The organism is Streptomyces sp. NPDC088810 (genome assembly GCF_044750305.1).
In the GTDB taxonomy this organism is placed as follows: Bacteria; Actinomycetota; Actinomycetes; order Streptomycetales; family Streptomycetaceae; genus Streptomyces.
Genome location: NZ_JBIVJQ010000005.1, coordinates 445,569 through 470,136, shown reverse-complemented (window position 1 = coordinate 470,136; position 24,568 = coordinate 445,569). Strand labels below are relative to the sequence as shown.

Annotated in this window: 25 protein-coding genes and 1 tRNA gene; 16 read left to right on the top strand and 10 right to left on the bottom strand. The window is 72.5% G+C overall.

Translation table 11 applies throughout. From position 1 onward, the window contains the following. Window positions 1-30 precede the first annotated feature (30 nt). On the bottom strand, window positions 31-714 hold the full coding sequence (locus ACIP4Y_RS19935) for a DUF461 domain-containing protein (protein ID WP_401394974.1): 684 nt from the start codon (window positions 712-714) through the stop codon (window positions 31-33). A 623-nt stretch (window positions 715-1,337) separates the two neighbouring features. Between ACIP4Y_RS19935 and ACIP4Y_RS19930 the strand changes: the two genes are divergently transcribed. The 7 genes from ACIP4Y_RS19930 (at window position 1,338) to ACIP4Y_RS19900 (ending at window position 8,138) form a co-directional block, all read left to right on the top strand. Beyond that, a complete protein-coding gene (locus ACIP4Y_RS19930) occupies window positions 1,338-1,820 on the top strand; it encodes a CarD family transcriptional regulator (RefSeq protein ID WP_003953493.1) in 483 nt (160 codons plus the stop codon). A 278-nt stretch (window positions 1,821-2,098) separates the two neighbouring features. After that, the gene (ispD, locus tag ACIP4Y_RS19925) at window positions 2,099-2,851 is read left to right on the top strand and encodes a 2-C-methyl-D-erythritol 4-phosphate cytidylyltransferase (RefSeq protein WP_358640356.1); all 753 of its coding nucleotides are present in this window, start codon (window positions 2,099-2,101) and stop codon (window positions 2,849-2,851) included. Beyond that, window positions 2,841-3,338, top strand: coding sequence for a 2-C-methyl-D-erythritol 2,4-cyclodiphosphate synthase (ispF, locus tag ACIP4Y_RS19920; protein ID WP_358640358.1), 498 nt, complete (start codon window positions 2,841-2,843; stop codon window positions 3,336-3,338). Before ispD ends, ispF begins: the two co-directional genes overlap by 11 nt. Window positions 3,339-3,395: 57 nt before the next feature. Next, window positions 3,396-3,800: a PPOX class F420-dependent oxidoreductase gene (locus ACIP4Y_RS19915; RefSeq protein WP_401394970.1), complete on the top strand. Its 405-nt coding sequence runs from the start codon at window positions 3,396-3,398 to the stop codon at window positions 3,798-3,800. 80 nt (window positions 3,801-3,880) lie between these two features. Further along, window positions 3,881-5,284 (top strand): cysteine--tRNA ligase, encoded by a 1,404-nt coding sequence (gene cysS, locus ACIP4Y_RS19910; RefSeq protein ID WP_401394967.1) that lies wholly within the window; start codon window positions 3,881-3,883, stop codon window positions 5,282-5,284. A 98-nt stretch (window positions 5,285-5,382) separates the two neighbouring features. Then, entirely contained in the window at window positions 5,383-6,324 is a 942-nt protein-coding gene (gene rlmB, locus ACIP4Y_RS19905; RefSeq protein WP_401394964.1) for a 23S rRNA (guanosine(2251)-2'-O)-methyltransferase RlmB, read from the top strand. 149 nt (window positions 6,325-6,473) lie between these two features. Further along, complete coding sequence (locus ACIP4Y_RS19900; RefSeq protein ID WP_401394961.1) at window positions 6,474-8,138, top strand: DoxX family protein; 1,665 nt, start codon at window positions 6,474-6,476, stop codon at window positions 8,136-8,138. 108 nt (window positions 8,139-8,246) lie between these two features. On the opposite strand, the gene ACIP4Y_RS19895 is transcribed toward ACIP4Y_RS19900, so the two are convergent. The 3 genes from ACIP4Y_RS19895 to ACIP4Y_RS19885 form a co-directional block, all read right to left on the bottom strand. Further along, a complete protein-coding gene (locus tag ACIP4Y_RS19895; protein ID WP_358640368.1) occupies window positions 8,247-8,978 on the bottom strand; it encodes a nucleotidyltransferase family protein in 732 nt (243 codons plus the stop codon). Between the two features lie 83 nt (window positions 8,979-9,061). After that, the gene (locus ACIP4Y_RS19890) at window positions 9,062-9,523 is read right to left on the bottom strand and encodes a hypothetical protein (RefSeq protein ID WP_401394957.1); all 462 of its coding nucleotides are present in this window, start codon (window positions 9,521-9,523) and stop codon (window positions 9,062-9,064) included. A gap of 203 nt (window positions 9,524-9,726) precedes the next feature. After that, entirely contained in the window at window positions 9,727-10,863 is a 1,137-nt protein-coding gene (locus ACIP4Y_RS19885) for an ABC transporter ATP-binding protein (protein WP_401394954.1), read from the bottom strand. A 207-nt stretch (window positions 10,864-11,070) separates the two neighbouring features. Between ACIP4Y_RS19885 and ACIP4Y_RS19880 the strand changes: the two genes are divergently transcribed. Next, a tRNA-Thr gene (locus ACIP4Y_RS19880) sits at window positions 11,071-11,144 on the top strand. A 211-nt stretch (window positions 11,145-11,355) separates the two neighbouring features. Here ACIP4Y_RS19880 and ACIP4Y_RS19875 read toward each other — a convergent pair. After that, entirely contained in the window at window positions 11,356-11,667 is a 312-nt protein-coding gene (locus ACIP4Y_RS19875) for a hypothetical protein (RefSeq protein ID WP_401394951.1), read from the bottom strand. Between ACIP4Y_RS19875 and ACIP4Y_RS19870 the strand changes: the two genes are divergently transcribed. Genes ACIP4Y_RS19870 through ACIP4Y_RS19860 form a run of 3 tightly spaced genes read left to right on the top strand, consistent with a single transcriptional unit; the run spans window position 11,666 to window position 14,248 of the window. After that, the gene (locus ACIP4Y_RS19870) at window positions 11,666-12,319 is read left to right on the top strand and encodes a rhomboid-like protein (RefSeq protein WP_401394948.1); all 654 of its coding nucleotides are present in this window, start codon (window positions 11,666-11,668) and stop codon (window positions 12,317-12,319) included. The genes ACIP4Y_RS19875 and ACIP4Y_RS19870 overlap by 2 nt on opposite strands. A gap of 10 nt (window positions 12,320-12,329) precedes the next feature. Continuing rightward, the gene (locus tag ACIP4Y_RS19865; RefSeq protein WP_401394945.1) at window positions 12,330-13,736 is read left to right on the top strand and encodes an NAD(P)/FAD-dependent oxidoreductase; all 1,407 of its coding nucleotides are present in this window, start codon (window positions 12,330-12,332) and stop codon (window positions 13,734-13,736) included. A gap of 32 nt (window positions 13,737-13,768) precedes the next feature. Continuing rightward, window positions 13,769-14,248 carry a GNAT family N-acetyltransferase gene (locus ACIP4Y_RS19860; RefSeq protein ID WP_358640377.1) on the top strand — a complete coding sequence of 160 codons (480 nt, stop codon included), beginning with the start codon at window positions 13,769-13,771 and terminating at the stop codon, window positions 14,246-14,248. A gap of 420 nt (window positions 14,249-14,668) precedes the next feature. Here the strand turns inward: ACIP4Y_RS19860 and ACIP4Y_RS19855 are convergent, their stop codons facing one another. Then, a complete protein-coding gene (locus ACIP4Y_RS19855; protein ID WP_401394941.1) occupies window positions 14,669-15,640 on the bottom strand; it encodes a zinc-binding dehydrogenase in 972 nt (323 codons plus the stop codon). A 43-nt stretch (window positions 15,641-15,683) separates the two neighbouring features. After that, window positions 15,684-16,856, bottom strand: coding sequence for an FAD-dependent oxidoreductase (locus ACIP4Y_RS19850; RefSeq protein WP_401394938.1), 1,173 nt, complete (start codon window positions 16,854-16,856; stop codon window positions 15,684-15,686). A 122-nt stretch (window positions 16,857-16,978) separates the two neighbouring features. On the opposite strand from ACIP4Y_RS19850, the gene ACIP4Y_RS19845 reads away from it, so the two are divergent. Then, entirely contained in the window at window positions 16,979-17,668 is a 690-nt protein-coding gene (locus ACIP4Y_RS19845) for a pentapeptide repeat-containing protein (protein ID WP_401394935.1), read from the top strand. A 360-nt stretch (window positions 17,669-18,028) separates the two neighbouring features. Continuing rightward, complete coding sequence (locus tag ACIP4Y_RS19840; protein WP_401395215.1) at window positions 18,029-19,585, top strand: M4 family metallopeptidase; 1,557 nt, start codon at window positions 18,029-18,031, stop codon at window positions 19,583-19,585. 40 nt (window positions 19,586-19,625) lie between these two features. On the opposite strand, the gene ACIP4Y_RS19835 is transcribed toward ACIP4Y_RS19840, so the two are convergent. Further along, window positions 19,626-21,023, bottom strand: coding sequence for a M1 family metallopeptidase (locus tag ACIP4Y_RS19835; protein ID WP_401394932.1), 1,398 nt, complete (start codon window positions 21,021-21,023; stop codon window positions 19,626-19,628). 70 nt (window positions 21,024-21,093) lie between these two features. Here ACIP4Y_RS19835 and ACIP4Y_RS19830 point away from each other — a divergent pair, with 70 nt between their 5' ends. Further along, window positions 21,094-21,594 carry a hypothetical protein gene (locus tag ACIP4Y_RS19830; RefSeq protein ID WP_358640387.1) on the top strand — a complete coding sequence of 167 codons (501 nt, stop codon included), beginning with the start codon at window positions 21,094-21,096 and terminating at the stop codon, window positions 21,592-21,594. Window positions 21,595-21,658: 64 nt separating this feature from the next. Here ACIP4Y_RS19830 and ACIP4Y_RS19825 read toward each other — a convergent pair whose 3' ends face one another. Continuing rightward, window positions 21,659-22,234 (bottom strand): TerD family protein, encoded by a 576-nt coding sequence (locus ACIP4Y_RS19825; protein ID WP_181805861.1) that lies wholly within the window; start codon window positions 22,232-22,234, stop codon window positions 21,659-21,661. A 165-nt stretch (window positions 22,235-22,399) separates the two neighbouring features. On the opposite strand from ACIP4Y_RS19825, the gene arfB reads away from it, so the two are divergent. Both arfB and ACIP4Y_RS19815 read left to right on the top strand, forming a co-directional pair. Then, complete coding sequence (arfB, locus tag ACIP4Y_RS19820) at window positions 22,400-22,837, top strand: alternative ribosome rescue aminoacyl-tRNA hydrolase ArfB (protein WP_358640389.1); 438 nt, start codon at window positions 22,400-22,402, stop codon at window positions 22,835-22,837. A gap of 82 nt (window positions 22,838-22,919) precedes the next feature. Continuing rightward, complete coding sequence (locus ACIP4Y_RS19815; RefSeq protein WP_401394926.1) at window positions 22,920-23,759, top strand: sigma-70 family RNA polymerase sigma factor; 840 nt, start codon at window positions 22,920-22,922, stop codon at window positions 23,757-23,759. Between the two features lie 148 nt (window positions 23,760-23,907). On the opposite strand, the gene ACIP4Y_RS19810 is transcribed toward ACIP4Y_RS19815, so the two are convergent. Beyond that, window positions 23,908-24,480, bottom strand: a complete 573-nt coding sequence (locus tag ACIP4Y_RS19810; RefSeq protein WP_401394923.1) for a flavin reductase family protein — start codon at window positions 24,478-24,480, stop codon at window positions 23,908-23,910. Window positions 24,481-24,568: the final 88 nt, after the last annotated feature.

The following is a 24,568-nucleotide window of genomic DNA, read 5'->3' as shown; positions in this document are numbered from 1 at the left end:
GCCCTCGAGGCGTACGGCTTCTAGGGCCCGTCAGTGGCCGGCGGCCGACTGGGAGGCCGAGTCGCTCGGGGTGGCGGCCGACTGGGAGGCGGTGGCCGAGGGGCTCGTCTCGTGGCCCTTGTGCGGCTTGCCGCCGGCGGAGGCGCTGCCCGAGGGGGTGGCGCCCGGGGCGCCGCTGCCGGCGGAGGCCGAGGGCGACGGGATCTGGGTCGGGCCCCACTTGTCGAAGTAGCTGGTGGCCGGGACCACGAAGGCGCGCAGGCTCACCTTGCCGGCCTCGCTGAAGGTGAAGGTGATCTTCTGGGCGTTGCCGTCCTGGACGGCCTCGCGGCCGCTGGGCAGCGTCGCGGAGGCGTTGTCCTTGCCGCCGAGGACGAGCGAGCCGCCCGCCGGGACGGTCAGGCTCTGGCCCTTGGCCGGCTTCAGCTCGGCGGACGTGCCGCTGCCCTCCACGGTGACCGACTGGAGCGTCTGGTCGGTGCGGCCGCCGTTGAACAGGGTCGCGGAGATCACCGCCGGACCGGTCGCGTGCAGGTCGGGCTGGGTGATGACCAGGGCGTTCTGGATCTTGATGTCGCCCACGCTGGTCGCCGCGTTGTCCGGCTTGATCTCCAGGGTCTGCGAGTCGTTTCCGGCGCCGCAGGCGGCGAGCGAGGCGATCGAGAAGGCGATGGCGGAGGCGGCGAGGGCGCCGCGTCGAAGGCTGCTGCTCACGGCGGCGGCAACTCCTTGAACGCGCGGACGGCTCCCCTTATAAAGCCGCCCTAAGTGTCTGTCAGCGGCCTTAGGTTACCGAGCCGTTCCCAGGCGCTCGCACCCGACCCTCCCCGAGCCCCGGGCTTCCCTCCAGGTGGGGGTACCCCACGGGGGCCGAGTGACTCCGGGGTCACATTGCGGAGCCGCCTGTCCGTCATTCACATAACGCGACCGTGACCGCTCTCAACACGCCTCCGGAGCGCCTCGCAAAATTCCGTGGAGGAATGCGGGCTCTTCCCGATATTGATCACAGCGCACCCGCCCGGCGGTCGTTGATCAATTCTGGAATCGGCTCACATCCGACTCCGGTCACCGAACGGAGTAGCGGAAGTCGTACGCTTGAGACGGGACATATCGGGATGTTCCGCCACTTGGAACCGCCTCCGGAGGTGTGTAACGTACGCGTTTCACCCCACCCGGAGAGCCCCTCCGACCTGCGAATACCCACTTCCGCGGACTCCCCGCAGCACGTTCCGGTTGCTGTTGTCAAGCCCCGAGATATGCCCTGACCTGCGAAAACGCCATTCAGAAGACGCCGTATCCGTGTTACCCTGGATAGCCACGGAAGGGGTACCTGTCACATGACGTTCAAGGTTGGCGACACCGTGGTCTATCCCCATCACGGGGCCGCGCTGATCGAGGCCATCGAAACTCGTCAGATCAAAGGCGTGGACAAGACCTACTTGGTGCTGAAGGTCGCCCAGGGTGACCTCACGGTGCGTGTGCCAGCGGACAATGCGGAGTTCGTCGGCGTGCGTGATGTGGTCGGTCAGGACGGGCTCGACCGGGTCTTCGAGGTGCTGCGTGCACCGTACGCCGAGGAGCCCACGAACTGGTCCCGTCGCTACAAGGCAAACCTGGAGAAGCTCGCCTCCGGCGATGTCATCAAGGTCGCGGAGGTCGTGCGCGACCTGTGGCGCCGCGAGCGCGAGCGCGGACTGTCCGCCGGTGAGAAGCGCATGCTCGCCAAGGCCCGCCAGATCCTGGTGAGCGAGCTGGCTCTCGCGGAGAACACGAACGAGGACAAGGCCGAGGCCCTGCTCGACGAGGTGCTCGCCTCCTGACGCGCAGCGGCAGCGAACCTTCGCTTCCGGCACGCTCAGCACAGTGAAATGCCGCGGTGCCCGATGACACTGATCCTGTCGCCGGGCGCTGCGGCATGTTCGTCCCCGCAGCGGGTGCTCTTCGGGGAAGCCTGCGGAAAGCCCCCCGATACTTGAGATGCCGGGCCCGGGCGGATGGCTCGACCAGGGTCACGGAAAGGGTCCGGTCAAGGCGTCGCGCCCGGCACTCCTCCAGGCCATACCCACGTAGGTCGAGCACACAAACCTGACAGGATCCGATGTCTGACGAATCACGTCCTACGCCCGCGCAGACCCCCGTCGCCGCCGTGATTCCCGCCGCCGGCCGGGGCGTGCGGCTGGGTCCGGGCGCCCCCAAGGCACTCCGCGCGCTGAACGGCACGCCCATGCTGATCCACGCGATCCGCGCCCTCGCCGCGTCCCGGCACGTCTCGCTGGTGATCGTCGTGGCCCCGCCGGAGGGCGCCGCCGACGTCAAGTCGCTGCTCGACGCGCACGCGCTGCCCGAGCGGACCGACTTCCTGGTCGTCCCCGGCGGGGAGTCCCGCCAGGAGTCGGTCCGGCTCGGCCTGGAGGCGCTGCCGCCGAAGTACGGGATCGTGCTGGTCCACGACGCGGCCCGGCCCCTCGTCCCCGTCGACACGGTCGACACGGTCATCGAGGCCGTACGCGACGGCGCCCCCGCCGTGGTGCCCGCGCTGCCGCTGGCCGACACGGTCAAGGAGGTCGCGCCCGCGGCCGTGGCCGGCGACCCCGAGCCGGTCGTCGCCACTCCCGAGCGGTCCCGGCTGCGTGCCGTGCAGACCCCGCAGGGCTTCGACCGGGCGACCCTGGTCCGCGCCCACGAGAGCGTCACCGAGAACGTCACCGACGACGCGAGCATGGCGGAGCAGCTGGGGGTGCCGGTCGTGGCCGTCCCCGGCCACGAGGAGGCCTTCAAGGTCACCCGCCCCCTGGACCTGGTCCTCGCCGAGGCGGTGCTGGCGCGCAGGAGGCTCAACGATGGCTTCTGAGGCGGGCCTTGTACTGCCGCAGGTCGGGATCGGCACCGACATCCACGCCTTCGAGGAGGGCCGCGAGCTGTGGTGCGCGGGCCTGAAGTGGGAGGGCGAGGGGCCCGGTCTGGCCGGGCACTCGGACGCCGACGTGGTCGCGCACGCCGCCTGCAACGCCCTCTTCTCCGCCGCCGGACTCGGTGACCTCGGACAGCACTTCGGCACGGGCCGCCCCGAGTGGTCGGGAGCCTCCGGGACCACCCTGCTCACCGAGGCGGCCCGGATCGTCCGTGCGGCGGGCTTCACCATCGGCAACGTCGCCGTCCAGGTGATCGGCCCCCGCCCGAAGATCGGCAAGCGGCGGGACGAGGCCCAGAAGATCCTGTCCGAGGCGGCCGGCGCGCCCGTCTCCGTCTCGGGCGCCACGACGGACGGCCTCGGCTTCCCGGGCCGCGAGGAGGGGCTGATGGCGGTGGCGACGGCACTCGTGGTGCGGGTGAGCTGACGGCGTGCGAGGGTACCCACACGACCACCAGTGATCCCGGGACTCCGGAGGGTACCCATGTCCGCCGTACTGTCCGACCGCCTGAAGTCCGTGCTCGACGGCAAGGTGTTCATCGTCGTCGGCACCGTCCAGCCCGACGGCAGCCCGCAGCTGTCCCCGGTCTGGGTGATGCGCGACGGCGACGACCTCCTCTTCTCCACCACGGTCGACCGCCGCAAGTACCTCAACCTGGACCGCGACCCCCGGGTGACCGTCGCCGTCCTCAACCCCGACGAGCCGTACGAGTACGCCGAGATCCGTGGCACCGCCGAACTGACGACGGACGGCGGCCCGGAACTCATCGACCGACTCAGCCGCAAGTACACCGGCAAGGACTACGCGGACTTCAACCCCGCGTCGGCCCAGGACGCCCAGCGGGTGGTGGTCCGGATCCGGCCGCGGAAGGTGGTCGGGAGGCTGTGAGGGCGGGACCTCGTCCTTGAGGGGGCGGGTTGGCGGTGGGAAGGGGCGTGGCACTGCCCGGGGCCCACTACTCTGGAGTGGTGACGATTCGCCTGTACGACACCAGCGCCCGGCAGATCCGTGACTTCACCCCGCTCAAGCCGGGCTGTGTCTCGATCTACCTGTGTGGCGCCACCGTGCAGGCCGCCCCTCACATCGGGCACATCCGGTCGGGCCTGAACTTCGACATCATGCGCCGCTGGTTCGAGTACCGCGGCTACCAGGTGACGTTCATCCGCAACGTCACCGACATCGACGACAAGATCATCGCCAAGAGCCACGAGCAGAACCGCCCGTGGTGGTCGATCGGGTACGACAACGAGCGCGCCTTCAACGAGGGCTACGCCGCCCTCGGCTGCCTCCCGCCGACGTACGAGCCCCGCGCCACCGGCCACATCACCGAGATGGTCGAGATGATGCAGGGCCTCATCGAGCGCGGGCACGCCTACGAGGCCGACGGGAACGTCTACTTCGACGTACGGTCCTTCCCGCGCTACCTCGAACTGTCCCGGCAGGAGCTGGACAACCTGCTCCAGCCGTCCGGCGAGGGCGAGACCGGCAAGCGGGACCCGCGGGACTTCGCCATGTGGAAGTCGGCCAAGCCGGGCGAGCCGACCTGGCCGACCCCCTGGGGACCGGGGCGCCCCGGCTGGCACCTGGAGTGCTCCGCCATGGCGCACAAGTACCTGGGCACCGCCTTCGACATCCACGGCGGCGGACTCGACCTGATCTTCCCGCACCACGAGAACGAGATCGCCCAGGCCAAGGCCTACGGCGACGACTTCGCCCAGTACTGGGTGCACAACGCGTGGGTCACCATGGCCGGCGACAAGATGTCCAAGTCGCTCGGCAACAGCGTGCTGGTCAGCGAGATGGTCAAGCAGTGGCGCCCGATCGTCCTGCGCTACTACCTGGGCACCCCGCACTACCGCTCGATGATCGAGTACAGCGAGGAGTCCCTGCGCGAGGCCGAGTCCGCGTTCGCGCGGATCGAGGGCTTCGTCCAGCGGGTCACCGAGCTGGCCGGGAAGACCGTCGATCCGGCCGCCGAGGTCCCGCCCGCCTTCGCCGAGGCGATGGACGACGACCTGGGCGTCCCGCAGGCCCTCGCCGTCGTGCACACCACCGTCCGGCAGGGCAACAGCGCGCTGGCCGCCGACGACAAGGAAGCCGCCGTCGCCCGGCTCGCCGAGGTACGGGCCATGCTCGGCGTCCTCGGCCTCGACCCGCTCGACCCGCACTGGGCCGGCGACTCCGGCGACCGGAGCGAGGACCTGAACGGCGTGGTCGACAGCCTCGTACGCCTCGTCCTCGACCAGCGCGAGTCCGCTCGGGCCCGCAAGGACTGGGCCACCGCGGACGCCATCCGCGACCAGCTCAAGCAGTCCGGGCTGGCCATCGAGGACGGCCCGCAGGGCCCGCGCTGGAGCCTCGGACCCCGCTGATCCCTTTTCGACCCGGTGATCGATTGTGCCGCCCGGCCCCCCGGGCGGCACACTGCATAGACGTACGTATCCGCACGCTTCACGAAGACAGGTAGGTCATGGCCGCGAACAACCGTCGCATGTCCGGCAAGAAGGGCGCGCAGGTCGGCAGTGGCGGCCAGCGGCGCAAGGGGCTCGAGGGCCGGGGGCCGACCCCGCCGGCCGAGATGCGCAAGGGCCACAAGAAGAACCGCATCGCCAACGCGAAGGCGAAGCAGGCCGTGCGCCGTCCCGTGGCCCGGGGCCGCGGCGGCAAGTCCGCCTCCGAGCTGGTCGTCGGCCGCAACCCGGTCGTCGAGGCGCTCCGCGAGGGCGTGCCCGCCTCGACGCTCTACGTCCAGCAGTTCATCGACAACGACGAGCGCGTCCGCGAGGCCCTCCAGCTCGCCGCCGAGCGCGGCGGCATCAACCTGATGGAGGCCCCGCGCCCCGAGCTGGACCGCATGACCAACGGCCTGAACCACCAGGGCCTGGTCCTCCAGGTCCCGCCGTACGAGTACGCGCACCCGGAGGACCTGCTCGACGCCGCCGCCGACGAGGGCCAGGACCCGCTGGTCGTCGCCCTGGACGGGGTCACCGACCCGCGCAACCTCGGCGCCGTCGTCCGCTCGGTCTCCGCGTTCGGCGGCCACGGCGTGGTCGTACCCGAGCGCCGCTCGGCCGGCATGACCGCCGGCGCCTGGAAGACCTCCGCCGGTACGGCCGCCCGGACGCCGGTCGCCCGGGCCACCAACCTCACCCGCGCCCTGGAGGCCTACAAGAAGGCCGGCCTCACCGTGGTCGGCCTGGCGGCGGACGGCGAGGTGGAGCTCGGCGACCTGGAGGCCCTGGCGGGGCCGGTCGTCATCGTCGTCGGCAGCGAGGGCAAGGGTCTGTCCCGCCTGGTCGGCGAGACCTGCGACTACCGCGTGCGCATCCCGATGCCGGGCGGCGCGGAGTCGCTCAACGCCGGTGTGGCCGCGGGCGTCGTGCTGTACGAGGCCGCGCGCCGACGCAGCTGACCGAGGGCCCGGACGGGTTGAACACCCGTCCGGAACTTCACCCTTGCGGGGTAATTCGCGCGTCCATATGGCGTTCGAGGCCGCTTTGACGGGGTCCGGACACATCCGCCCGGTCAAAGCAGTGTCCTAACGCCACGTCACTCGGTTAGATGAGTGTGGACACCAGAACACCCCGCACACCCACGGGGGACCGCTCGTCGGGATTCGACGACGCTCCCGCGCTGAGCATGGTGAAGGTGCCGAGCGATCCGGCGCAGGTCATCGTCAATCACGCCAGCTTCCGCGTGCAGCTGGGCGCGTCGGCCAAGCGCACCCAATCCCCGCGGATCGCCCGGCATCTGAACGCCGGCCAGGACCCCGCCCGGATGCCCGTCGTGGGCACGGCGGGCCGGCCCGGCGCCACCGGCCGCCGCCGCCCCGTCGTGTGGAGCGGCAGGTCCGCCCCCGACGACACCGGCGCCCACCGGCTCCTCCAGGCCGTGCGGGGCAGCAGCGTCCGCCACGCCGACGAGCCCGAGGCCGGCGCCACCCAGGTCATCCCGCGCGTCCAGACCGGCTACGCCGACACCTACGACCGACTCGACCAGACCGTCGAGACCCCCGTCGTCGGCCACCAGCGCACCGCCCCCGACGCCGACGGCACCCGCCTCCTGCCCCACATGCGCACGGTCACCGGCGCCTACGACTACGACGCCGAGCCCTACGCCGAAGCCGACCACGAGCCGTACGACAGCTACGCCGAACCGCCCGGCCCCGGCCCCGACGGCCCGCGCACCGCCCGGCGCCAGGGCGACGATCCGGCCCGGCACGCCTACTACCCCGGCCGCCGGCTCAACCTCGGCGTCGTCATCCTCCCGCTGCGCATCTTCCTCGGCTTCATCTCCATCTACGCCGGTATGGGCAAGCTGTGCGACCCCGTCTACTTCGACGGCGGCAAGCGCGGCTCCATGGTCAAGTGGCTCAACACCCTGCACCCGTGGGACGTGGCCGAGCCGCTGCGCCAGTTCGCCCTGCACCACCCGGTCGGCTCCGGCCTGGTCATCGCTTTCCTCCAGGTCGTCGTCGGCGTCCTGACCATCCTGGGCTGCTGGCAGCGCGTCACCGCGGTCGTCGGCGCCCTGCTCTCCGCCGCGCTGATCGTCACCGTCAGCTGGAAGACCGTCCCGGCCTACGACGCCCCGGACATCATCTACCTCGCCGCCTGGTCCCCGCTGATCATCGCCGGCGCCCCCGTCTACTCCGTGGACGGCCGCCTCGCGGGCAGCGCCTGGCGCCGGCTCGGCCCCCGCGCCGACATCTGGGAGCTGCGCCGTTTCGTCCTGCGCCGCGGCGCGCTGGTCACGGCCGTCACGGTCGGCCTGACCCTGCTGATCGGCTCCCTGCTGGGCGGCGCGGTCCGCGACTCCAGTCGCGTGGTCGTCCCCGGCCCCGGCGAGGCACCCCGCAACCACCTCCCCGGCTCCCCGCTCCCGCAGGAGCCCGGTGAGCGGCACGAGAAGACCCCGGAGGTCTCCAGCTCCCCGACGGGCAGCGCCACGGCCGGCGCGAGCCCCTCCGGGACCGCGACGACCCCGGGCGCGAGCCGCAGCACCGCCGGCGCCACCACCACGACCCCCACCCAGACCCAGGGCAGCACGGGTCAGCTCCCGCCCCGCCGGACCTCCCCGACGGGCGGCGCACCGAGCACGACGGCCGGCCCGACGAGCACCGGCGGCAGCAGCACCGGCGGCTCGACCACCGGCGGCGGCACGTCCTCGGGCGGCAGCAGCACGGCCACGGGCCAGCCGGGCCTGGTGGGCGGCCTGCTGGGCTGACGGAGCACCAGCCCGACAACGGCAGACAACGGCAGAGGGCCCCGTACCGAGAAAGGTACGGGGCCCTTTTCCATGCGGGGACCACCGCCCCGAAGCCCGACGCGGGGGTTACCGCCCCAGGGCCGCCAGTTCCTTGGCCGCCTCCGTCAGATCCTTCGCGGTGTCGATGGCCCGCCAATAAGCGCCCTGCGGAATGGGGAAGCCGGCCAGTTTCTTCTCCCGGGCCAGCCGGGGAAACGTGGTCCGCTCGTGATCCCCCCGCTCGGGCAGCAGGGAAGCGAACTCCGGCGAGAACACATACACACCGGCATTGATCTCGAACGTCGACGGCGGCGCTTCGATGAAGTCGGTGATGTGCCCGAACCCGTCGGTCTTCACGGCGCCCCACGGAATGCGCGGCCGGGCCAGCGCCAGCGTGGCCACCGCGTCCCGCTCGGTGTGGAAGTCGGCCATGTCCCGCAGCGAGAAGCGCGTCCAGATGTCCCCGTTGGTGGCGTACCAGGGCCGGTCGGGGTGCGGCAGACGCGCCGCGGCGTACCGCAGACCGCCTCCGCGGCCGAGGGGCTCGGTCTCCACGACGGTGGTGACGGAGAGGGGCAGGTCGGCCGAGTCCAGCCACTTCTGCAGGACGTCGGCGAGGTGGCCGCAGGAGACCACCACGTCCGTCACGCCTTCCTCGGCGAGCCAGGTGAGCTGGTGGCCGATGATCGGAGTGCCCGTACCGGGGATCTCGACCATCGGTTTGGGCCGGTCGTCGGTGTACGGACGCAGCCGTGAGCCCTGGCCACCGGCCAGGACCACGGCTTGAGTGGGGCGCGACGCGGCGTTCGGATGGGTCATGACCGCACTGTACGTGGCGCCCCATGGCCGTGCGGAGACGGCAACGCGCTCCTTGGGGAGCCGTTACCGAGTTCGCACCGAACTCAGCTGTGCGCGGCCAGGACGCCCGAGGCGAAGGCCGTGTCGCACACCGGGCGGGCGTACGACTGGGCGCGCGAGGCGCCGTAGATGCGCACCGCGGCCTGGCCGAGGGTGCGGGCGATGGAGGAGCAGTGCCGGGCCAGCGAGGGGTGGCCGTTGACGGCCTCCTGGAGGTGGGTGAGGACCACCCCCGGGTTCTTGTTCTGCAGCTCGGTCATCAGCTGGTCGCGGAGCACGTCCTGCGGGGCGCGGGTGACCTTCTTGGCGGAGATCTCCGCCGCCGAGACGTCGGAGGCGGCCAGCACCGAGCTGGAGGGACTCCCCGTCCAGTTGACCCGGGTGACCGCGAGGGTCCCGGAGAGCACCAGGACGACGGGCAGGACGAGGGCGAGAGTGCGGCCGATCCGGCGGGCAGGGCCGCCCCGGTGGCCGCTTCGCGTCTGAGGGGTGGTGGAGTGCTTCACGCGTGTGAGGGTAGCGCCCGGTAATGACGCGAAGACATTCAGTCACTCTTATGGGGGATGAGAACCCGCCTCTTTCTGGGTAATGGGTTGACGTTCGCGCCCCGGAGTGATCGCTGCGCCGGGGTGTCTGCGCCGATTGTGCGGGCCCCACGGGAAGGGCCCCGCACGCCGAGCGCGCGGGGCCCTTCCCATGCCGTGGGATGTCAGTCGGTCAGCCGCTCGCCGGTGGAGGTCGAGAAGACGTGGATCTCGCCCGGCCGTGGCACGACGTGCAGCGTGGAGCCCTTCTCCGGCACCTGACGGCCGTTGACGCGGACCACCAGGTCCTTCACCTCACCGCCGACCTCGGCGGTGCCGTAGACGTAGCCGTCGGCACCCAGCTCCTCGACGACGTTCACGGAGACGGCGAGACCGGCCGGCGCGTCCGCGGCGTCCTTGGACAGGGAGGCGGCGACGGAGCCGTTGTGCTCGACCACGTCGAAGTGCTCGGGACGGACGCCGACGGTCACCGTGCGGTCACCCTTGTCGGCGGCGGCCTTCAGGGCCTCCCGGTTGACGGGGACGACGCTGTTGCCGAACTTCACGCCGCCGTCGGTGATCGGCACCTCGACCAGGTTCATGGCGGGGGAGCCGATGAAGCCGGCGACGAAGAGGTTCGCGGGCTTGTCGTACATGTTCCGCGGCGAGTCCACCTGCTGGAGGATGCCGTCCTTGAGCACGGCCACCCGGTCGCCCATCGTCATGGCCTCGACCTGGTCGTGGGTGACGTAGACGGTGGTGATGCCGAGGCGGCGCTGCAGCGACGCGATCTGCGTACGGGTCGAGACACGGAGCTTGGCGTCCAGGTTGGACAGCGGCTCGTCCATGAGGAAGACCTGCGGCTCACGCACGATCGCGCGGCCCATGGCGACACGCTGGCGCTGACCGCCGGAGAGCGCCTTCGGCTTGCGGTCCAGGTACTCGGTGAGGTCGAGGATCTTCGCGGCCTCCTCGACCTTCTGCCGGATCTCCGCCTTGTTGACGCCGGCGATCTTGAGCGCGAAGCCCATGTTGTCGGCGACCGTCATGTGCGGGTAGAGGGCGTAGTTCTGGAACACCATGGCGATGTCCCGGTCCTTGGGCGGCAGGTGCGTGACGTCGCGGTCACCGATGCGGATGGCGCCGCCGTTGACGTCCTCCAGACCCGCGAGCATCCGCAGGGAGGTGGACTTTCCGCAGCCGGACGGGCCGACCAGGACGAGGAACTCGCCGTCCGCGATGTCGATCTCGAGGGCGTCGACGGCGGGCTTGGTGGAACCCGGGTAGATCCGGGTCGCCTTGTCGAACGTGACAGTGGCCATGGTGAATGGGCCCCCTTCTACCGGCAGGAACGTGCCGGACGATCCGTTGTAGGAAGGTGGTTGGTGTAGTCCACCGGGGTGAACTGGGTCAGGACGGTACCTGGCGTTCACCGGCTCTGTCAGTACTTCGACCCCGGTGAACTTCGCGGAAATTTTCGACGGGGCGGCCCCGAGTCCTGGGTACACTGCACGAGCACCCAGGTGCACGCCTCCTTAGCTCAGCTGGTCAGAGCGCCGCTCTTGTAAAGCGAAGGTCGTCGGTTCGAATCCGACAGGGGGCTCGTGCGGCCCAGGTGGGACTCGGTTCCACCTGGGCTTTCTCATGCCAGGACGTCGGCCGGGTGGCAGCGGTCGGCGAGGGCGGGCCGGAGTTCGACGGTCCGGCGGACCCGGGGTCCGGGATGCGCGTCAGCGCCCGGGGGTCTGTTCCGGCGTGGCCTCGGCGACGATGTCGCCCGGGCGGCGCAGCCCGGGCGGGGCCGGGAAGGGACGTCAGGCGGGCCGGCAGCCGGGCGATGACCAGGACGGCCTCGCGGGTGTCGGCGCGGTGGGCCGGCATCCGGGACTCGCCCCGGCGCTCCAGGAGCATGGCGCCGGTGTCGGGGTGGTCGTCCAGGAGCCGTACCGCCTCCTCTGCCCGTCGAGCGTGAGCCGCCGGCGGTGCAGGAAGTCCGCCGCGAGGTCCGGCAGCCCGGCGATGAACGCCCGGCCCGCCGCGCCGTTGTCCCTCTCCTGCGCCTCGGCCGGCGCACCGGGGATGTCGATCACGGAGCGGACGATACCGACGTGCGTGAATCGGCTCATGCGAATTCTCCGGGGCCTGAGCGGGGTGTGGGCCTATGTCCGCAGTGCTCCCGGCACGTACGTGTGGCTGGGCATCCTGTTCGTCACGACCGTCGCGCTGCACCACATGTCGCCGGAGTTCGAGGCGCACTTCCTGCGGCGGCGGTCCACGAACATCCACGAGCTGTCCCGCAATCCGGTGCGGGTGCTGGTGGCCAGCGCGATGTGGATCGAGAGCGGGCACTGGGTGCCGTACGCCTTCCTGTACACGGTGTTCCACGCGCCGGCCGAGCGCTGGCTGGGCACGGCCCGCTGGCTGGCGGTGTGCGCGCCGGCGCACGTGCTGGCCTCGCTGATCAGCGAGGGGGCGCTGCTGGAGGCGATCCGCCGGGGCGTGGCCCCGCACTCGGCGGTGAACACCCTGGACATCGGGGTGAGTTACGCGCTGGCCGGGGTGATGGCGGTGCTGGTCTACCGGATCGCGGCGCCCTGGCGGTACGCGTACCTGGCGGCGCTGCTGGTCGTGTTCGGGCTGCCGCTGGCCGCCGGGCCGACCTTCACCGACTTCGGTCACGTCGTCGCCGTACTGATCGGTCTCGCCTGCTATCCGCTGGTCAGGGGCCGCGGAAAAGCATGGAATCCGAAGGAGACACTGGCCGGGCTCAGGGGTTAACGTCCCGGCCATGAGCAGCTCGGCGAGCAGTGTCGTGAACGGTGGCATCTCCTTCTGGTACGCGGACGACGGTCTTCCGGCGGTGCGGGAGCCGCTGTCCGGGGACGCGTCCGCCGACGTGGTGATCGTGGGCGGCGGGTACACGGGCCTGTGGACGGCGTACTACCTGAAGAAGGCCGTCCCCTTCCTGCGGATCACCGTGCTGGAGCAGAAGTTCTGCGGGTACGGCGCCTCGGGCCGCAACGGCGGCTGGCTGTACAACGGGATCGCGGGCCGCGACCGGTACGCGAAGCTGCACGGCCACGAGGCCGCCGTACGGCTCCAGCGGGCGATGAACGACACCGTGGCCGAGGTGGTCGCGGTCGCCGAGGCGGAGGGCATCGACGCCGACGTGCACCGGGGCGGCGTCCTGGAGGTGGCGACGACTCCGGCGCAGCTGGCCCGGCTGAAGGCGTTCCACCAGCACGAGCTGTCGTACGGCGAGAAGGACCGGGAGCTGTACGGCGCCCGGGAGACCGCCGAGCGGATCCGGATCGCGGACGCGGTCGGCTCGACCTGGACCCCGCACGGGGCTCGGCTGCACCCGGTCAGGCTGGTCAAGGGGCTCGCGGCGGCCGTGGAGGCGCTCGGCGTCACGATCCACGAGTCGACGCCGGTGACGGAGATCCGCCCCAAGCACGCGGTCACCCCCTACGGCACGGTCCGCGCGCCCTACGTCCTCCGTTGCACCGAGGGCTTCACCGCCTCCCTCAAGGGGCAGCGGCGGACCTGGCTGCCGATGAACTCCTCGATGATCGCGACCGAGCCGCTGACCGAGGAGCAGTGGGCGGCGATCGGCTGGACGGGCCGGGAGACCCTCGGCGACATGGCGCACGCCTACATGTACGCCCAGCGCACGGCGGACGGCCGGATCGCGCTGGGCGGGCGCGGGGTGCCGTACCGCTTCGGTTCGCGCACCGACAACGACGGCCGGACGCAGGCGGCGACCGTCGAGGACCTGCGCGAGATCCTGGCCCGCTTCTTCCCGTCCCTGGCCGGGGTGCGGATCGCGCACGCCTGGTCGGGGGTGCTCGGCGTGCCGCGCGACTGGTGCGCCACGGTGACGCTCGACCGCTCCACGGGGCTCGGCTGGGCCGGCGGCTACGTCGGCTCCGGTGTGGCCACCGCCAACCTGGCCGCCCGCACCCTGCGGGACCTGGTCCAGCGGGACTCCGGGCAGGGCGGCCGGACGGAGCTGACGGACCTGCCCTGGGTGGACCACAAGGTCCGCAAGTGGGAGCCGGAGCCCTTCCGCTGGCTGGGCGTCCAGGGCATGTACGCCACCTATCGCGCCGCCGACCAGCGCGAACGCCTCCGCCCCGGCGCGGAGTCCTCGCGGCTGGCGAAGGTGGCCGACCGGGTGGCGGGACGGCACTGAGGCCCGGGCCGCGGGCCGGTTACCCTCGCCGCATGATTCGTACCGCGACCCCTGACGACGTCCCCGTCATCCACGCGCTGATCCGTGAGCTGGCCGAGTACGAGAAGGCGGCCGAGGAGGCCCGGGCGAGCGAGGAGCAGGTGCGGGAGGCGCTGTTCGGGGAGCGGCCGGCCGCGTTCGCGCACCTGGCGGTGGACGAGGAGAGCGGGGAGCCGGTCGGGTTCGCGCTGTGGTTCCTCAGCTTCTCCACCTGGCGCGGGGTGCACGGCATCTACCTGGAGGACCTGTACGTCCGGCCCGAGGCGCGCGGCGGCGGACACGGGCGGGCGCTGCTGGCCGAGCTGGCGCGGATCTGCGGGGAGCGGGGGTACGAGCGGCTGGAGTGGTCGGTGCTGAACTGGAACCGGCCGGCGATCGGCTTCTACGAGGCGCTCGGCGCCCGCCCGCAGGACGAGTGGACGGTGTACCGGCTCACGGACGACGCGCTGGCGGCGCTGGGCTCCGCCGGCTGACTCCCCACCGGTGGTGGCGGCGGTCCGGCGGCCACGGGTCGCCGGCGGCCGGCCGCGCAGTTCCCCGCGCCCCTTGCGGGCGAGCCGCGGCGTGCTTGGGGGCGGGGGTCGGTACGCGGCCTGGCCGTCCGGTGCGAGCGACGAGCACGTGCCCGGATGCGACGACGACGGGCCGCGCTCCCCACACGCCCCGGCCGGTGGCCGTCCAGCGCCCGGTGTGCGGCGGCGGCCTGCGCGAGCGGGAAGCGGGTGACGGCCGGGCGCAGGTGGCCCTGGGCGGCCTCGGCGAGGGCGCGCAGTTCCAGGGCGCGCAGGCCGCCGAGGTCGGTACGCGGCCTGGCCGTCCGGTGCGAGCGACGAGCACGTGCCCGGATGCGACGACGACGGGCCGCGCTCCCCGCACGCCCCGGCCGGTGGCCCTCACGGTTCCAGTACCACCTTGCCGATCGTGCCCCGCCCCTCCAGCGCCCGGTGTGCGGCGGCGGCCTGCGCGAGCGGGAAGCGGGTGACGGCCGGGCGCAGGCGGCCCTGGGCGGCCTCGGCGAGGGCGCGCAGTTCCAGGGCGCGCAGGCCGCCGGCCTTCTGCAGCATCGCCGGGCCGAGCACCGACTCCGAGAGGCCCTCGACGACGTACCCCTGGCCGTCGGCGATCCCCTCCGCCGACCAGCCGAAGACCAGGTGCCGGCCGCCGGGCCCGAGCAGGGCGACGGCCTCCCGGGCGACCCGGCCGCCCACGCCGTCGTAGACCAGGGTGGCGGCCCGGCCGCCCAGGTGGGCGCGGACCTCGGCGGGCCAGTCGGGGTCGGTGTAGTCGACGGCGAGGTCGGCGCCGTTCGCGCGTACCCGGGCGGTCTTCTCCGGGCCGCCCGCGAGACCGATCACGCTGGCTCCGGCGTTCCCGGCGTGCTGGACGAGCAGGGTGCCGACGCCGCCGGCCGCGGCCGGTACGACCACCACGTCGTCCGGTCCCGGCTCGGCGAACTGCGCGATGCCCAGCGCCGTACGGCCCGTGCCGATCATGGCGACGGCGGCGGCGGGGTCCAGGTTTTCCGGGATGTCGTGCACACGCTCGACCTCGGTGACGGCGAGTTCGGCGTACCCGCCGGGTGCGAAGCCCAGGTGGGCCACCACCCGTCGGCCGAGCCACCGCCCGTCGACGCCGTCGCCGAGCGCGTCCACGACGCCCGCGACCTCGCGGCCGGGCACGGTCGGCAGGGCGGGCCGCTCGGGCAGCGGGCCGCGGTGGCCCTCCCGCAGGGCCGTGTCGAGCAGGTGCACCCCGGCCGCGGCGACCGCGATCCGCACCTGGCCGGGGCCCGGGACCGGGTCCGGCACCTCCTCGTAGGTCAGGTTCTCGGCCGGGCCGAAGGCGTGCAGACGAACGGCGTGCATGGGACCCCCCAGGGAGACGGCGTGGTGTCCCCACCCTCCGACCTCAAGCGCGCTTGAGGTCAAGGGCGGGCCGGCCGAGGATCAGGGACACCGCCGTCACCGCGCTGTTGAAGGACACCTCCGACAGCACGCCCGGGGCCGCGACCTGGTCGCCCACGAGGTACACCCCGTCGCCGCGGTCCACGGCGGGCCGGTCCCGCCAGGTGCGGCCCGGCAGGTCCACGGCTCCCGTACGGCCGTCCGCCACGGCCTCCCGCCGCCAGGTCACCCGCTCCCGCCACCCGCGGAACCCCAGGTCGAGCAGGTGCTCGGCGCGGGCCAGCGCGTCGGCCCGGCGCTCGCCGGGCCCCACCGGGAACTGCCCCTGCAGCAACTGCTCCCCGGCCGGTGCGAGGGACGGGTCCTGTGCCGTGAACCGCTCGATCCAGCCCGGCGCGTCCAGGTCGGAGACGGCGAAGGCGTCCCCGCGCCGGGTGCGCACGGCGAGGTCGAGGAGGACGGTACGGCCGCTCGGCCACTCCAGCGAGTCGTCGCGGAGCAGCCGCCGGGCGGCGGGCAGGGCGGTGGCGACGACGACCGGGGTGTCCCGCGGCAGCTCGTCCACCCGGGATCCCGTCTCGATCCGCACACCCATGTTCCAGGCCCGGGCGGCCATCCGGTCGACCACCGCGCCCCAGCCGCCGCGCGGATAGTGCGCCTCCGGAGGGAGCTTGGTGGCCCGGCGCAGGCGCTCCTGTACGAAGGCCGCGGACAGGCTGCCCGGGTCGTGGTGGAAGAGGGCGACGGCCGCGTAGTGGGCGGCGGCCCGGGCGCCCTCTTCGCCGGCGATCCCGGCCGCCCAGTCGAGGAAGCCGGCGTCGACGGGGGCCGGGCCGATCCGCCGCCGGAGCAGCTTGAGCATGGGGAAGGGCGGGGTGCGGCGCAGCACGCCGTGGTGGTGCAGCCGCAGCCGGGCGGCCTCCAGGGGCGGCAGGGGGGCGAGGGGGCCGAGCAGGTCCCGCTGCCTGAGCCAGGTCCAGTGCGGGCCGCCGCAGTAGAAGGCGTGCGGGCCCTCGTTGGTCCGGTACGGTTCCGCCGCCGTCCGGGCCCGCCCGCCGAGGGTGTGGTGGGCCTCGTGCACGGTGACCTTGGAGCCGGCCTCGGCTGCGGTGATCGCGGCGGTGAGTCCGGCGAAGCCGCCGCCGATGACGGTGATGTGGTGCGCGGGCTTGGGCATGGCTCTCCCTGAGGTCGGTCCACCTGCTGCGGGAGTACGACGGCCGGCGCTCCGCCGTATGTGACATCCCGGTGTTTTCCCAGGCCAGGCCGATTGTCAGTGGAGGGGTGCAGCATGGGCGCATGGTGAGGCGAGCGACGGGAAGCCGGCCGGCGGGCCGGGGGGCGGTGCGGGGCGTACGGCGGCCGGAGGTGCGGCTGCCGCCGCTGGAGCCGTGGGCCGAGGGGGAGTTGGAGCCGGACGGCGACTATGACGGGCTGGAGTTCCGGGAGCTGGACCTGGGCGGGCAGGACGGGGCGGGGGCCCGGTTCATGGACTGCGCGCTGACGGGCTGCGCGCTGGACGGGACGGCGCTGGGCCGGGCCCGGGTGCTGGACTCGGTGCTGACCGGGCTGCGGGGGGTGGGCACGCAGTTCGCCGAGTCCACGTTCCGCGATGTGGAGCTGGTCGACGCGCGGCTGGGCGGCACGCAGATGCACGGCGCGGTGCTGGAGCGGGTCGTGATCCGCGGCGGCAAGATCGACTGTCTGAACCTCCGCGAGGCCCGCCTCAAGGACGTCGTCTTCGACTCCTGCGTCCTGGTCGAGCCGGACTTCGCGGGTGCGCACCTGGAGCGGGTGGAGTTCACCGGCTGTGTCCTGAAGGAGGCCGACTTCGGCGGCGCGACCCTGACGGACGTGGACCTGCGCGGGGCCGCTCCGCTGGAGATCACCCGGGGTCTGGACCGGCTCTCCGGCGCGGTGATCAGCACCGCGCAGCTGCTGGATCTGGCGCCGGTGCTGGCGGCGGCGATGGGCATCCGGGTCGAGTAGCGGGTGCGGTCCCGGGGATCGGACCGCCCTCGGGGCGGGGTGTGACGTTCCACGCCCCGACTGCGCTTCAAGAGAAGGGAGTTGAGGCTCGGTCTCGCGTCCGCATAACGGATTTCGCAGCACGGCTTTCGGATACGAACACGTAAAGTCTTGACGGCACTCTGTCAAACCGAGGGTGTCCGGTGTCACTCTCTCCTCGCCCGCCGCAACTCTGTGCATCCCCTGTGACCCACCTGTGTCTCCACCCCATGAGACCAGTCAGAAGGAGATCGAGTGAGACAGCAGCCCCACGTCACCGGCGCCTCCCGTACTCCCCGCAAGACCGCCGTGCGCGCCGGCGCGCTGGTCGGCTCCGCGGCGATGGTCGTCCTCGCGCTGCAGAGCGGCGCCGCGACGGCCGTCCCCGCCCCGCACCCCGCGGGCGCCGAGGCGGTCGGCCTGAGCGCCCCGGCCCGGGCCGCCGCGCTGAAGTCGGCCCAGGAGTACGCCGGTGCCGCGGCCCGCGACCTCGGGCTCGGTGCCAAGGAGAAGCTGGTCGTCCGGGACGTGCTCAAGGACGCGGACGGCACCGTCCACACCCGGTACGAGCGCACCTACGCCGGTCTGCCCGTGCTCGGCGGCGACCTCGTCACCCACGTCGCGAAGAACGGCTCGCTCAAGGGCGTCAGCAAGGCGACCACGGCCCGGATATCCGTGCCGAGCACGTCGGCCGCCCTGTCCCCGGCGAGCGCCGAGAAGACCGCCGTCCAGGCCGCCGGCACCGCGAAGGCCACCGCCACCACCGCCCGCAAGGTCGTCTGGGCCGCCGGCGGCAAGCCGGTCCTCGCCTACGAGTCGGTCGTCAAGGGCCGCCAGCACGACGGCACGCCGAGCGAACTGCACGTCATCACCGACGCGCGCACCGGCAAGCAGCTGCACTCCTTCGAGGCGATCGACACCGGCACGGGCACCAGCCGGTACAGCGGCACCGTCCCGCTCGGCACCACCGCCGCCGCCGGGGGTTACGACCTGACCGACGGCGCGCGCGGCGGCCACAGGACCTACGACCTGAACGGCGGCACCAACGGCACCGGCACCCTCTTCCACGACGCCGACGACGTCTGGGGCGACGGCACCGTGACCAACCGCCAGACCGCCGCCGTCGACGCCGCCTACGGCGCCGCCGTCACCTGGGACTTCTACAAGGCCGCGTTCAACCGCAACGGCATCGCGGGCGACGGCAAGGCCGCCTACTCCCGCGTCCACTACGGCAACGCCTACGTCAACGCCTTCTGGAACGACAGCTGCTTCTGCATGACGTACGGCGACGGCGCGAACAACGCCGACCCGCTGACCTCCCTCGACGTCGCCGGCCACGAGATGAGCCACGGCCTGACCGCGGCCACCGCCGGCCTGAAGTACAGCCGCGAGTCGGGCGGCCTGAACGAGGCCACCTCCGACATCTTCGGCACCTCCGTGGAGTTCTTCGCGAACAACTCCACCGACACCGGCGACTACCTCATCGGCGAGAAGATCGACATCAACGGCGACGGCACCCCGCTGCGCTACATGGACAAGCCCAGCAGGGACGGTGCCTCCGCCGACTACTGGTCGCGCACCGTCGGCCGCCTGGACGTGCACTACTCGTCCGGTGTCGCCAACCACTTCTTCTACCTGCTGTCCGAGGGCAGCGGCGCGAAGACGGTCAACGGGGTGTCGTACAACTCCCCGACCTACGACGGCTCCACGGTCACCGGCATCGGCCGGGACAAGGCGGCCCAGATCTGGTACAAGGCGCTGACCACGTACTTCACCTCGTCCACCGACTACGCGGGCGCCCGCACCGGCACCCTCCAGGCGGCGGCCGACCTGTACGGCTCGGGCAGCGCGGAGTACAAGGCGGTGGCGGCGGCCTGGACGGCCGTGAACGTCAAGTAACCCCGTCCGTACGGCAGCACCCCGGCCGGGCCGCCCGTCGTCACGGGTGGTCCGGCCGGCCGTCCCCGTACAGCCAGTCCTTCCAGATCCCGGCGAAGTCCTTCCCGGGGGCCTTCCCCTCCACGTACTTGGTAAAGTCGGCGGTGCTCGCGGTGCCGTGGCGGTGCGCGGCGGCCCAGCCCTGGATGATGTCGTAGAAGGTGTCGTCGCCGACCTTCTGCCGGATCTTGTGCAGGACCATCGCGCCGCGGTCGTAGACGGGGGTGTCGGAGATGTGCGCGGCGCCGGACGGTGTCGCCGGCGGGAACGCCCAGATCTCCTCGTGGTCGCCCTCGTAGAGGCGGGTGAAGGTCTGCTGGGCGGTGGGCCCGCCGTGGTCCTCCTTGTACAGCCACTCCGCGTACTGCGCGAAGCCCTCGTTCAGCCACATGTCCCGCCACGACCGGGGGGTGACCGAGTCGCCGTACCACTGGTGGGCGAGTTCGTGCACCAGGAGCGAGGTGTCGAGCTGGTCGGCGGGGAAGACGGGACGGTTCTGGGTCTCCAGGGCGTAGCCGGCGTCGCCGGGGCGGTCGACGATCGCACCGGCCGAGGAGAACGGGTACGGCCCGAAGTTGGTCTCCGCCCAGTCGAGTATCTCGGGGATCTTCGCGAGCACCTCGGCGCTCTCCTCGGCCTCGGCGGGGTCGACGGCGGTGAGGACGGGCAGGTGGTGCGGGCCGGAAGTGCGGTTGATCTTGTAGTGGCCGATGGCGACGGCGGCCACGTAGCTCGCCATGGGCTCGGCGGTGTGCCAGTGGTAGGCGGTACGGCCGCCCCGCGTGCGCTGGTCCGCCAACTCCCCGTTGGAGACGGCCTGGAGACCCTTCGGGACGGTGACCGTGATGTCGTAGGACGCCTTGTCGGAGGGGTGGTGGTTGCCGGGGAACCAGGCCATGGAGCCGACCGGTTCGCCGAGCGCCAGGGCGCCGTCGGCGGTGGGCAGCCAGCCCTCCTCGGAGTAGCCGTCGGGGTCGGTGAGGGTGCGCGGGGTGCCCGAGTAGCGGACGGTCGCGCGGAACGTCTCGCCCTCGCTCAGGTCGTCGTGCGGGCGGACGGTGAGTTCCTGTCCGGCGCGGCTCCAGCGGGCGTCCTTGCCCTCGACGTCGACCGAGTCGACGTGCAGCCCGGCGAGGTCGAGGTCGAAGGCCGACAGGTCCCGGGTGGCCCGGGCGGTGACGACGGCCGTGCCGGTGAGCCGGCGGGTGGCCGGGGTGTAGTCCAGGGTCAGGTCGTAGTGCCCGACGTCGTAGCCGCCGTTTCCGGATTTCGGGAAGTACGGGTCGCGTACGCCGGAGCCGCCCGGGGTGCCCCGCACCCCGCCGTCGCACGCGGTGCCCGTGAGGGCGAGGGCGAGCAGGACGGCGAGCGCCGGGACCAGGCGTACGGATCGGGACATGTCAGTGATCTTAGGCGGGCGGGGTGCACCGCAGACAGGGTCGCCGGACCGGCGTGACACCATCTCCCCCGTGCTCGACATCGGCTACGCCCTCTCCAACCGCTTCCCGGATCCGCCGCAGACCGACTACCGCCGCGCGGACGTCCACGCGCTGCGCCACGACCTGTTCTGCGGCGACGTCTATCTCGCGGACACCGAGACCGACCGGGAACTGTCCACAGCCTGGGGATGGGTGCCGGTGCTGGACTTCGCGTGGGCGCTGTGCGACATCGCGGAACGGCTGGACCGGGACCCGATGGGCTCCCGCGCGGCCCGGCCGCAGCGCGCCGAGCTGGACTTCACCGAGTCCACCGACCGGATGCTCTTCGAGCGCCGGTTCGGCTGGGTCGACATCACCGCCGACTGGATGCCGGCCGAGGAGTCCCCGCTGACCTTCTCCCACACCGAGCTGCGCCGCGAGGCCCGCGACTTCCTGCACGACCTGCTCGCGGACCTCGCCGACCTGCACGAGGACCTGGCGGAGAACCCGGCCGTCTGGACCCTTCAGGCCCGCTTCCCGCGGGTGCCGTAGCCCCGCCCGTGGAGGAAGGTCCCCCCGGCGGGCGCCGGGGGGACCTGCACGCCCGTTCCGGTGCTCAGACGTTGACGCCGAAGTCCTGGGCGATGCCGACCAGGCCCGAGGCGTAGCCCTGGCCCACCGCGCGGAACTTCCACTCCGCGCCGTTGCGGTACAGCTCGCCGAAGACCATGGCCGTCTCGGTGGCCGCGTCCTCCGACAGGTCGTAGCGCGCGATCTCGGCGCCGCCGGCCTGGTTGACGATGCGGATGTAGGCGTTGCGGACCTGGCCGAAGTTCTGGCCGCGGTTCTCGGCGTCGTAGATGGAGACCGGGAAGACGATCTTGTCGATGTCGGCCGGCAGCGCGGCCAGGTTGACGTTGATCGCCTCGTCGTCGCCGGCGCCCTCGCCCGTGCGGTTGTCGCCCGTGTGGACGATCGTGTTGTCCGGGGTCTGCTTGTTGTTGAAGAAGACGAAGTGGGCGTCCGAGTAGACCTTGCCCTGACCGTTCACCGCGATGGCGGAGGCGTCCAGGTCGAAGTCCGTGCCGGTGGTGGTGCGGACGTCCCAGCCGAGGCCCACGGTGACGGCGGTCAGGCCCGGAGCCTCCTTGGTGAGCGAGACGTTGCCACCCTTGGACAGGCTTACAGCCATGTTGGGAGTCCCTTCCTTAGATACCCATGCAATCAGTGCACTCTGTGCCGACGAAGCTACCGTCACCGGGGACAACGTCGAGGGGGGTCCCCGGGGTTCCGGATCCCTTTACCTTTTTTACCGAACCGGAAATCCAGGTGACGTGCGCCGGGCCGGGCCGGGAACATGGAGGGCATGTCCGGGCCCTACTTCATCCGTGGCTCCGTCTCGCTTCCCGAGGCCGAGCTGATGTGGCGTTTCTCCAGGTCGTCCGGGCCCGGCGGACAGCACGTCAACACCAGCGACTCACAGGTCGAGCTGCGCTTCGACCTCGCCCGCACCGAGGCACTGCCCCCGGTGTGGAAGGAGCGGGCGCTGCGGCGGCTGGCCGGCCGCCTCGTCGACGGGGTGGTGTCCGTACGGGCCTCGGAGCACCGCTCCCAGTGGCGCAACCGCGAGGCCGCCGCCGTACGCCTCGCCGCGCTCCTCGCGGAGGCCAGCGCGCCGCCGCCGAAGCCCCGCAAGCCGACCCGCATCCCGCGCGGCATCAACGAACGCCGGCTGCGGGAGAAGAAGCAGCGCGCGGAGACCAAGCGCGGCCGCTCGGGGCGGGACTGGGGTTAGCCGGGACCCTGTCACATCTGCCCGGCTCCGGTCGTCAAGGAGTGCAGCAGCGCGGACGACGACGGAGAGGCCGGAGCCACCCATGACCGACAACGACTTTCTCGCCGAGCGGTTCGAGTCCCACCGGGGGCATCTGCGGGCCGTCGCCTACCGGATGCTCGGCTCCGCCGCCGAGGCCGAGGACGCCGTCCAGGAGGCGTGGTTCCGGCTGAGCCGGTCCGACACGCGGGAGGTGGAGAACCTCGGCGGCTGGCTGACCACCGTCGTCGGCCGGGTCTGCCTCGACATGCTGCGTTCGCGCCGCACCCGGGGCGAGGAGCCCCTGGACAGCTGGCGGCCGGCGCCGTCCGCCGAGCCGGACCCCGCGCAGGACGCCCTGCTCGCCGACTCGGTCGGGCTCGCCCTCCTCGTCGTCCTGGACACGCTCTCGCCGGCCGAGCGGCTGGCCTTCGTGCTGCACGACCTGTTCGGGGTGCCCTTCGAGGAGATCGGCGGCATCCTCGGGCGCAACGCGGCCGCGGCGCGGCAGCTCGCCAGCCGGGCCCGGCGCCGGGTGCGGGGCGTGGAGGCGCCGGAGGCCGACCTGGCCCGGCAGCGGGAGGTGGTCGACGCTTTCCTGGCCGCCGCGCGGAACGGCGACTTCGACGGGCTGCTCGCGGTGCTCGACCCCGACGTGGTGGCCCGCACGGAGGCCGGCGTGAACAGCGGAGCGGCCCGGGTCGCCGCCGGCGCGGCGAGCTTCGCCCACCTGGCCCGGGTGGCGCGTCCGGTCCTGGTCGACGGCGCGACCGGGCTCGCGGTGTTCGCCGACGGCCGCCCGGAGCGGGTCCTGGCCTTCACCTTCGTCGCCGACCGCATCACGGTGATCGACATCGTCACCGACCCGTTTCGCCTGGCGGAACTGACCGTGGAGGAGGTCTAGAACCGCCCTGCCGACACGGCCCGGCCCTGCCGGCCGCTCGGCCGGGGCGACGGCGGGTGCGGTCGGGGCGGACGCCGATGCCGGCGGCGGTCCCGGGATCCGGCGGCGTTCCGGGCGGCGCACACCGCCCGGCCGGGGAGTTCCGGGCTCAGTCCAGCCTGCGGTACCGGCCGCGGAAGTACAGCAGTGGGCCCCCCTCGGCGCTCGGCACGTGGGCGGTGAGGACGCGGCCGATGACCAGGGTGTGGTCGCCGGCGGTCACCCGCTGCTCGGTGCGGCACTCCAGGGTGGCCAGCGCGCCGCCCACGAGCGGGGCGCCGGTGGCCTCGCCGCGGACGTAGGGGATGTCCTCGAAAAGCAGCCGGTCGCTGATGCGGCCCTTCATGGCGAACCGGCCCGCGATGTGCCGCTGGCTCTCGGCGAGGACCGACACCGCCCACAGCGGCTGCTCGTCGAGCAGGTCGTCCATGCGGGCGCCCGTGCGCAGGCTGACCAGGACCAGCGGCGGGTCGAGGGAGACCGACATGAAGGCGGTGGCGGTCATGCCGACGTCCTCCACGCCCGGCGCCTCGGGGTCGTCCGGGTCCAGCGGCGGTTCCTGCGCGGTGACCAGGACCACGCCCGCGGCCAGCCGGGACATCGCGGCCCGGAACTCGTCGTTGCTCACCCCCTCAGCATGCCCGGGAGGCAGGGGGGTGGTGGGGGAGGGAGTCTTCAGCACGCCGGAAACGCTAGTCTCCGCCGCGCGGGGGCCGCATCGGCCCTCCGCCCGAGCCGGGTCCTAGGACCAGCGGCGCACGCGTGCGCCC

What these genes read in the sequence shown, in the direction of transcription:
- ACIP4Y_RS19930 (WP_003953493.1), top strand. Translation starts at nt 1,338, where the DNA reads ATGACGTTCAAGGTTGGCGACACCGTGGTCTATCCCCATCACGGGGCC.
- ispD (WP_358640356.1), top strand. Translation starts at nt 2,099, where the DNA reads ATGTCTGACGAATCACGTCCTACGCCCGCGCAGACCCCCGTCGCCGCC.
- ispF (WP_358640358.1), top strand. Translation starts at nt 2,841, where the DNA reads ATGGCTTCTGAGGCGGGCCTTGTACTGCCGCAGGTCGGGATCGGCACC.
- ACIP4Y_RS19915 (WP_401394970.1), top strand. Translation starts at nt 3,396, where the DNA reads ATGTCCGCCGTACTGTCCGACCGCCTGAAGTCCGTGCTCGACGGCAAG.
- rlmB (WP_401394964.1), top strand. Translation starts at nt 5,383, where the DNA reads ATGGCCGCGAACAACCGTCGCATGTCCGGCAAGAAGGGCGCGCAGGTC.
- ACIP4Y_RS19900 (WP_401394961.1), top strand. Translation starts at nt 6,474, where the DNA reads ATGAGTGTGGACACCAGAACACCCCGCACACCCACGGGGGACCGCTCG.
- ACIP4Y_RS19895 (WP_358640368.1), bottom strand. Translation starts at nt 8,978, where the DNA reads ATGACCCATCCGAACGCCGCGTCGCGCCCCACTCAAGCCGTGGTCCTG.
- ACIP4Y_RS19885 (WP_401394954.1), bottom strand. Translation starts at nt 10,863, where the DNA reads ATGGCCACTGTCACGTTCGACAAGGCGACCCGGATCTACCCGGGTTCC.
- ACIP4Y_RS19870 (WP_401394948.1), top strand. Translation starts at nt 11,666, where the DNA reads ATGCGAATTCTCCGGGGCCTGAGCGGGGTGTGGGCCTATGTCCGCAGT.
- ACIP4Y_RS19875 (WP_401394951.1), bottom strand. Translation starts at nt 11,667, where the DNA reads ATGAGCCGATTCACGCACGTCGGTATCGTCCGCTCCGTGATCGACATC.
- ACIP4Y_RS19865 (WP_401394945.1), top strand. Translation starts at nt 12,330, where the DNA reads ATGAGCAGCTCGGCGAGCAGTGTCGTGAACGGTGGCATCTCCTTCTGG.
- ACIP4Y_RS19860 (WP_358640377.1), top strand. Translation starts at nt 13,769, where the DNA reads ATGATTCGTACCGCGACCCCTGACGACGTCCCCGTCATCCACGCGCTG.
- ACIP4Y_RS19855 (WP_401394941.1), bottom strand. Translation starts at nt 15,640, where the DNA reads ATGCACGCCGTTCGTCTGCACGCCTTCGGCCCGGCCGAGAACCTGACC.
- ACIP4Y_RS19850 (WP_401394938.1), bottom strand. Translation starts at nt 16,856, where the DNA reads ATGCCCAAGCCCGCGCACCACATCACCGTCATCGGCGGCGGCTTCGCC.
- ACIP4Y_RS19845 (WP_401394935.1), top strand. Translation starts at nt 16,979, where the DNA reads ATGGTGAGGCGAGCGACGGGAAGCCGGCCGGCGGGCCGGGGGGCGGTG.
- ACIP4Y_RS19840 (WP_401395215.1), top strand. Translation starts at nt 18,029, where the DNA reads ATGGTCGTCCTCGCGCTGCAGAGCGGCGCCGCGACGGCCGTCCCCGCC.
- ACIP4Y_RS19835 (WP_401394932.1), bottom strand. Translation starts at nt 21,023, where the DNA reads ATGTCCCGATCCGTACGCCTGGTCCCGGCGCTCGCCGTCCTGCTCGCC.
- ACIP4Y_RS19825 (WP_181805861.1), bottom strand. Translation starts at nt 22,234, where the DNA reads ATGGCTGTAAGCCTGTCCAAGGGTGGCAACGTCTCGCTCACCAAGGAG.
- arfB (WP_358640389.1), top strand. Translation starts at nt 22,400, where the DNA reads ATGGAGGGCATGTCCGGGCCCTACTTCATCCGTGGCTCCGTCTCGCTT.
- ACIP4Y_RS19815 (WP_401394926.1), top strand. Translation starts at nt 22,920, where the DNA reads ATGACCGACAACGACTTTCTCGCCGAGCGGTTCGAGTCCCACCGGGGG.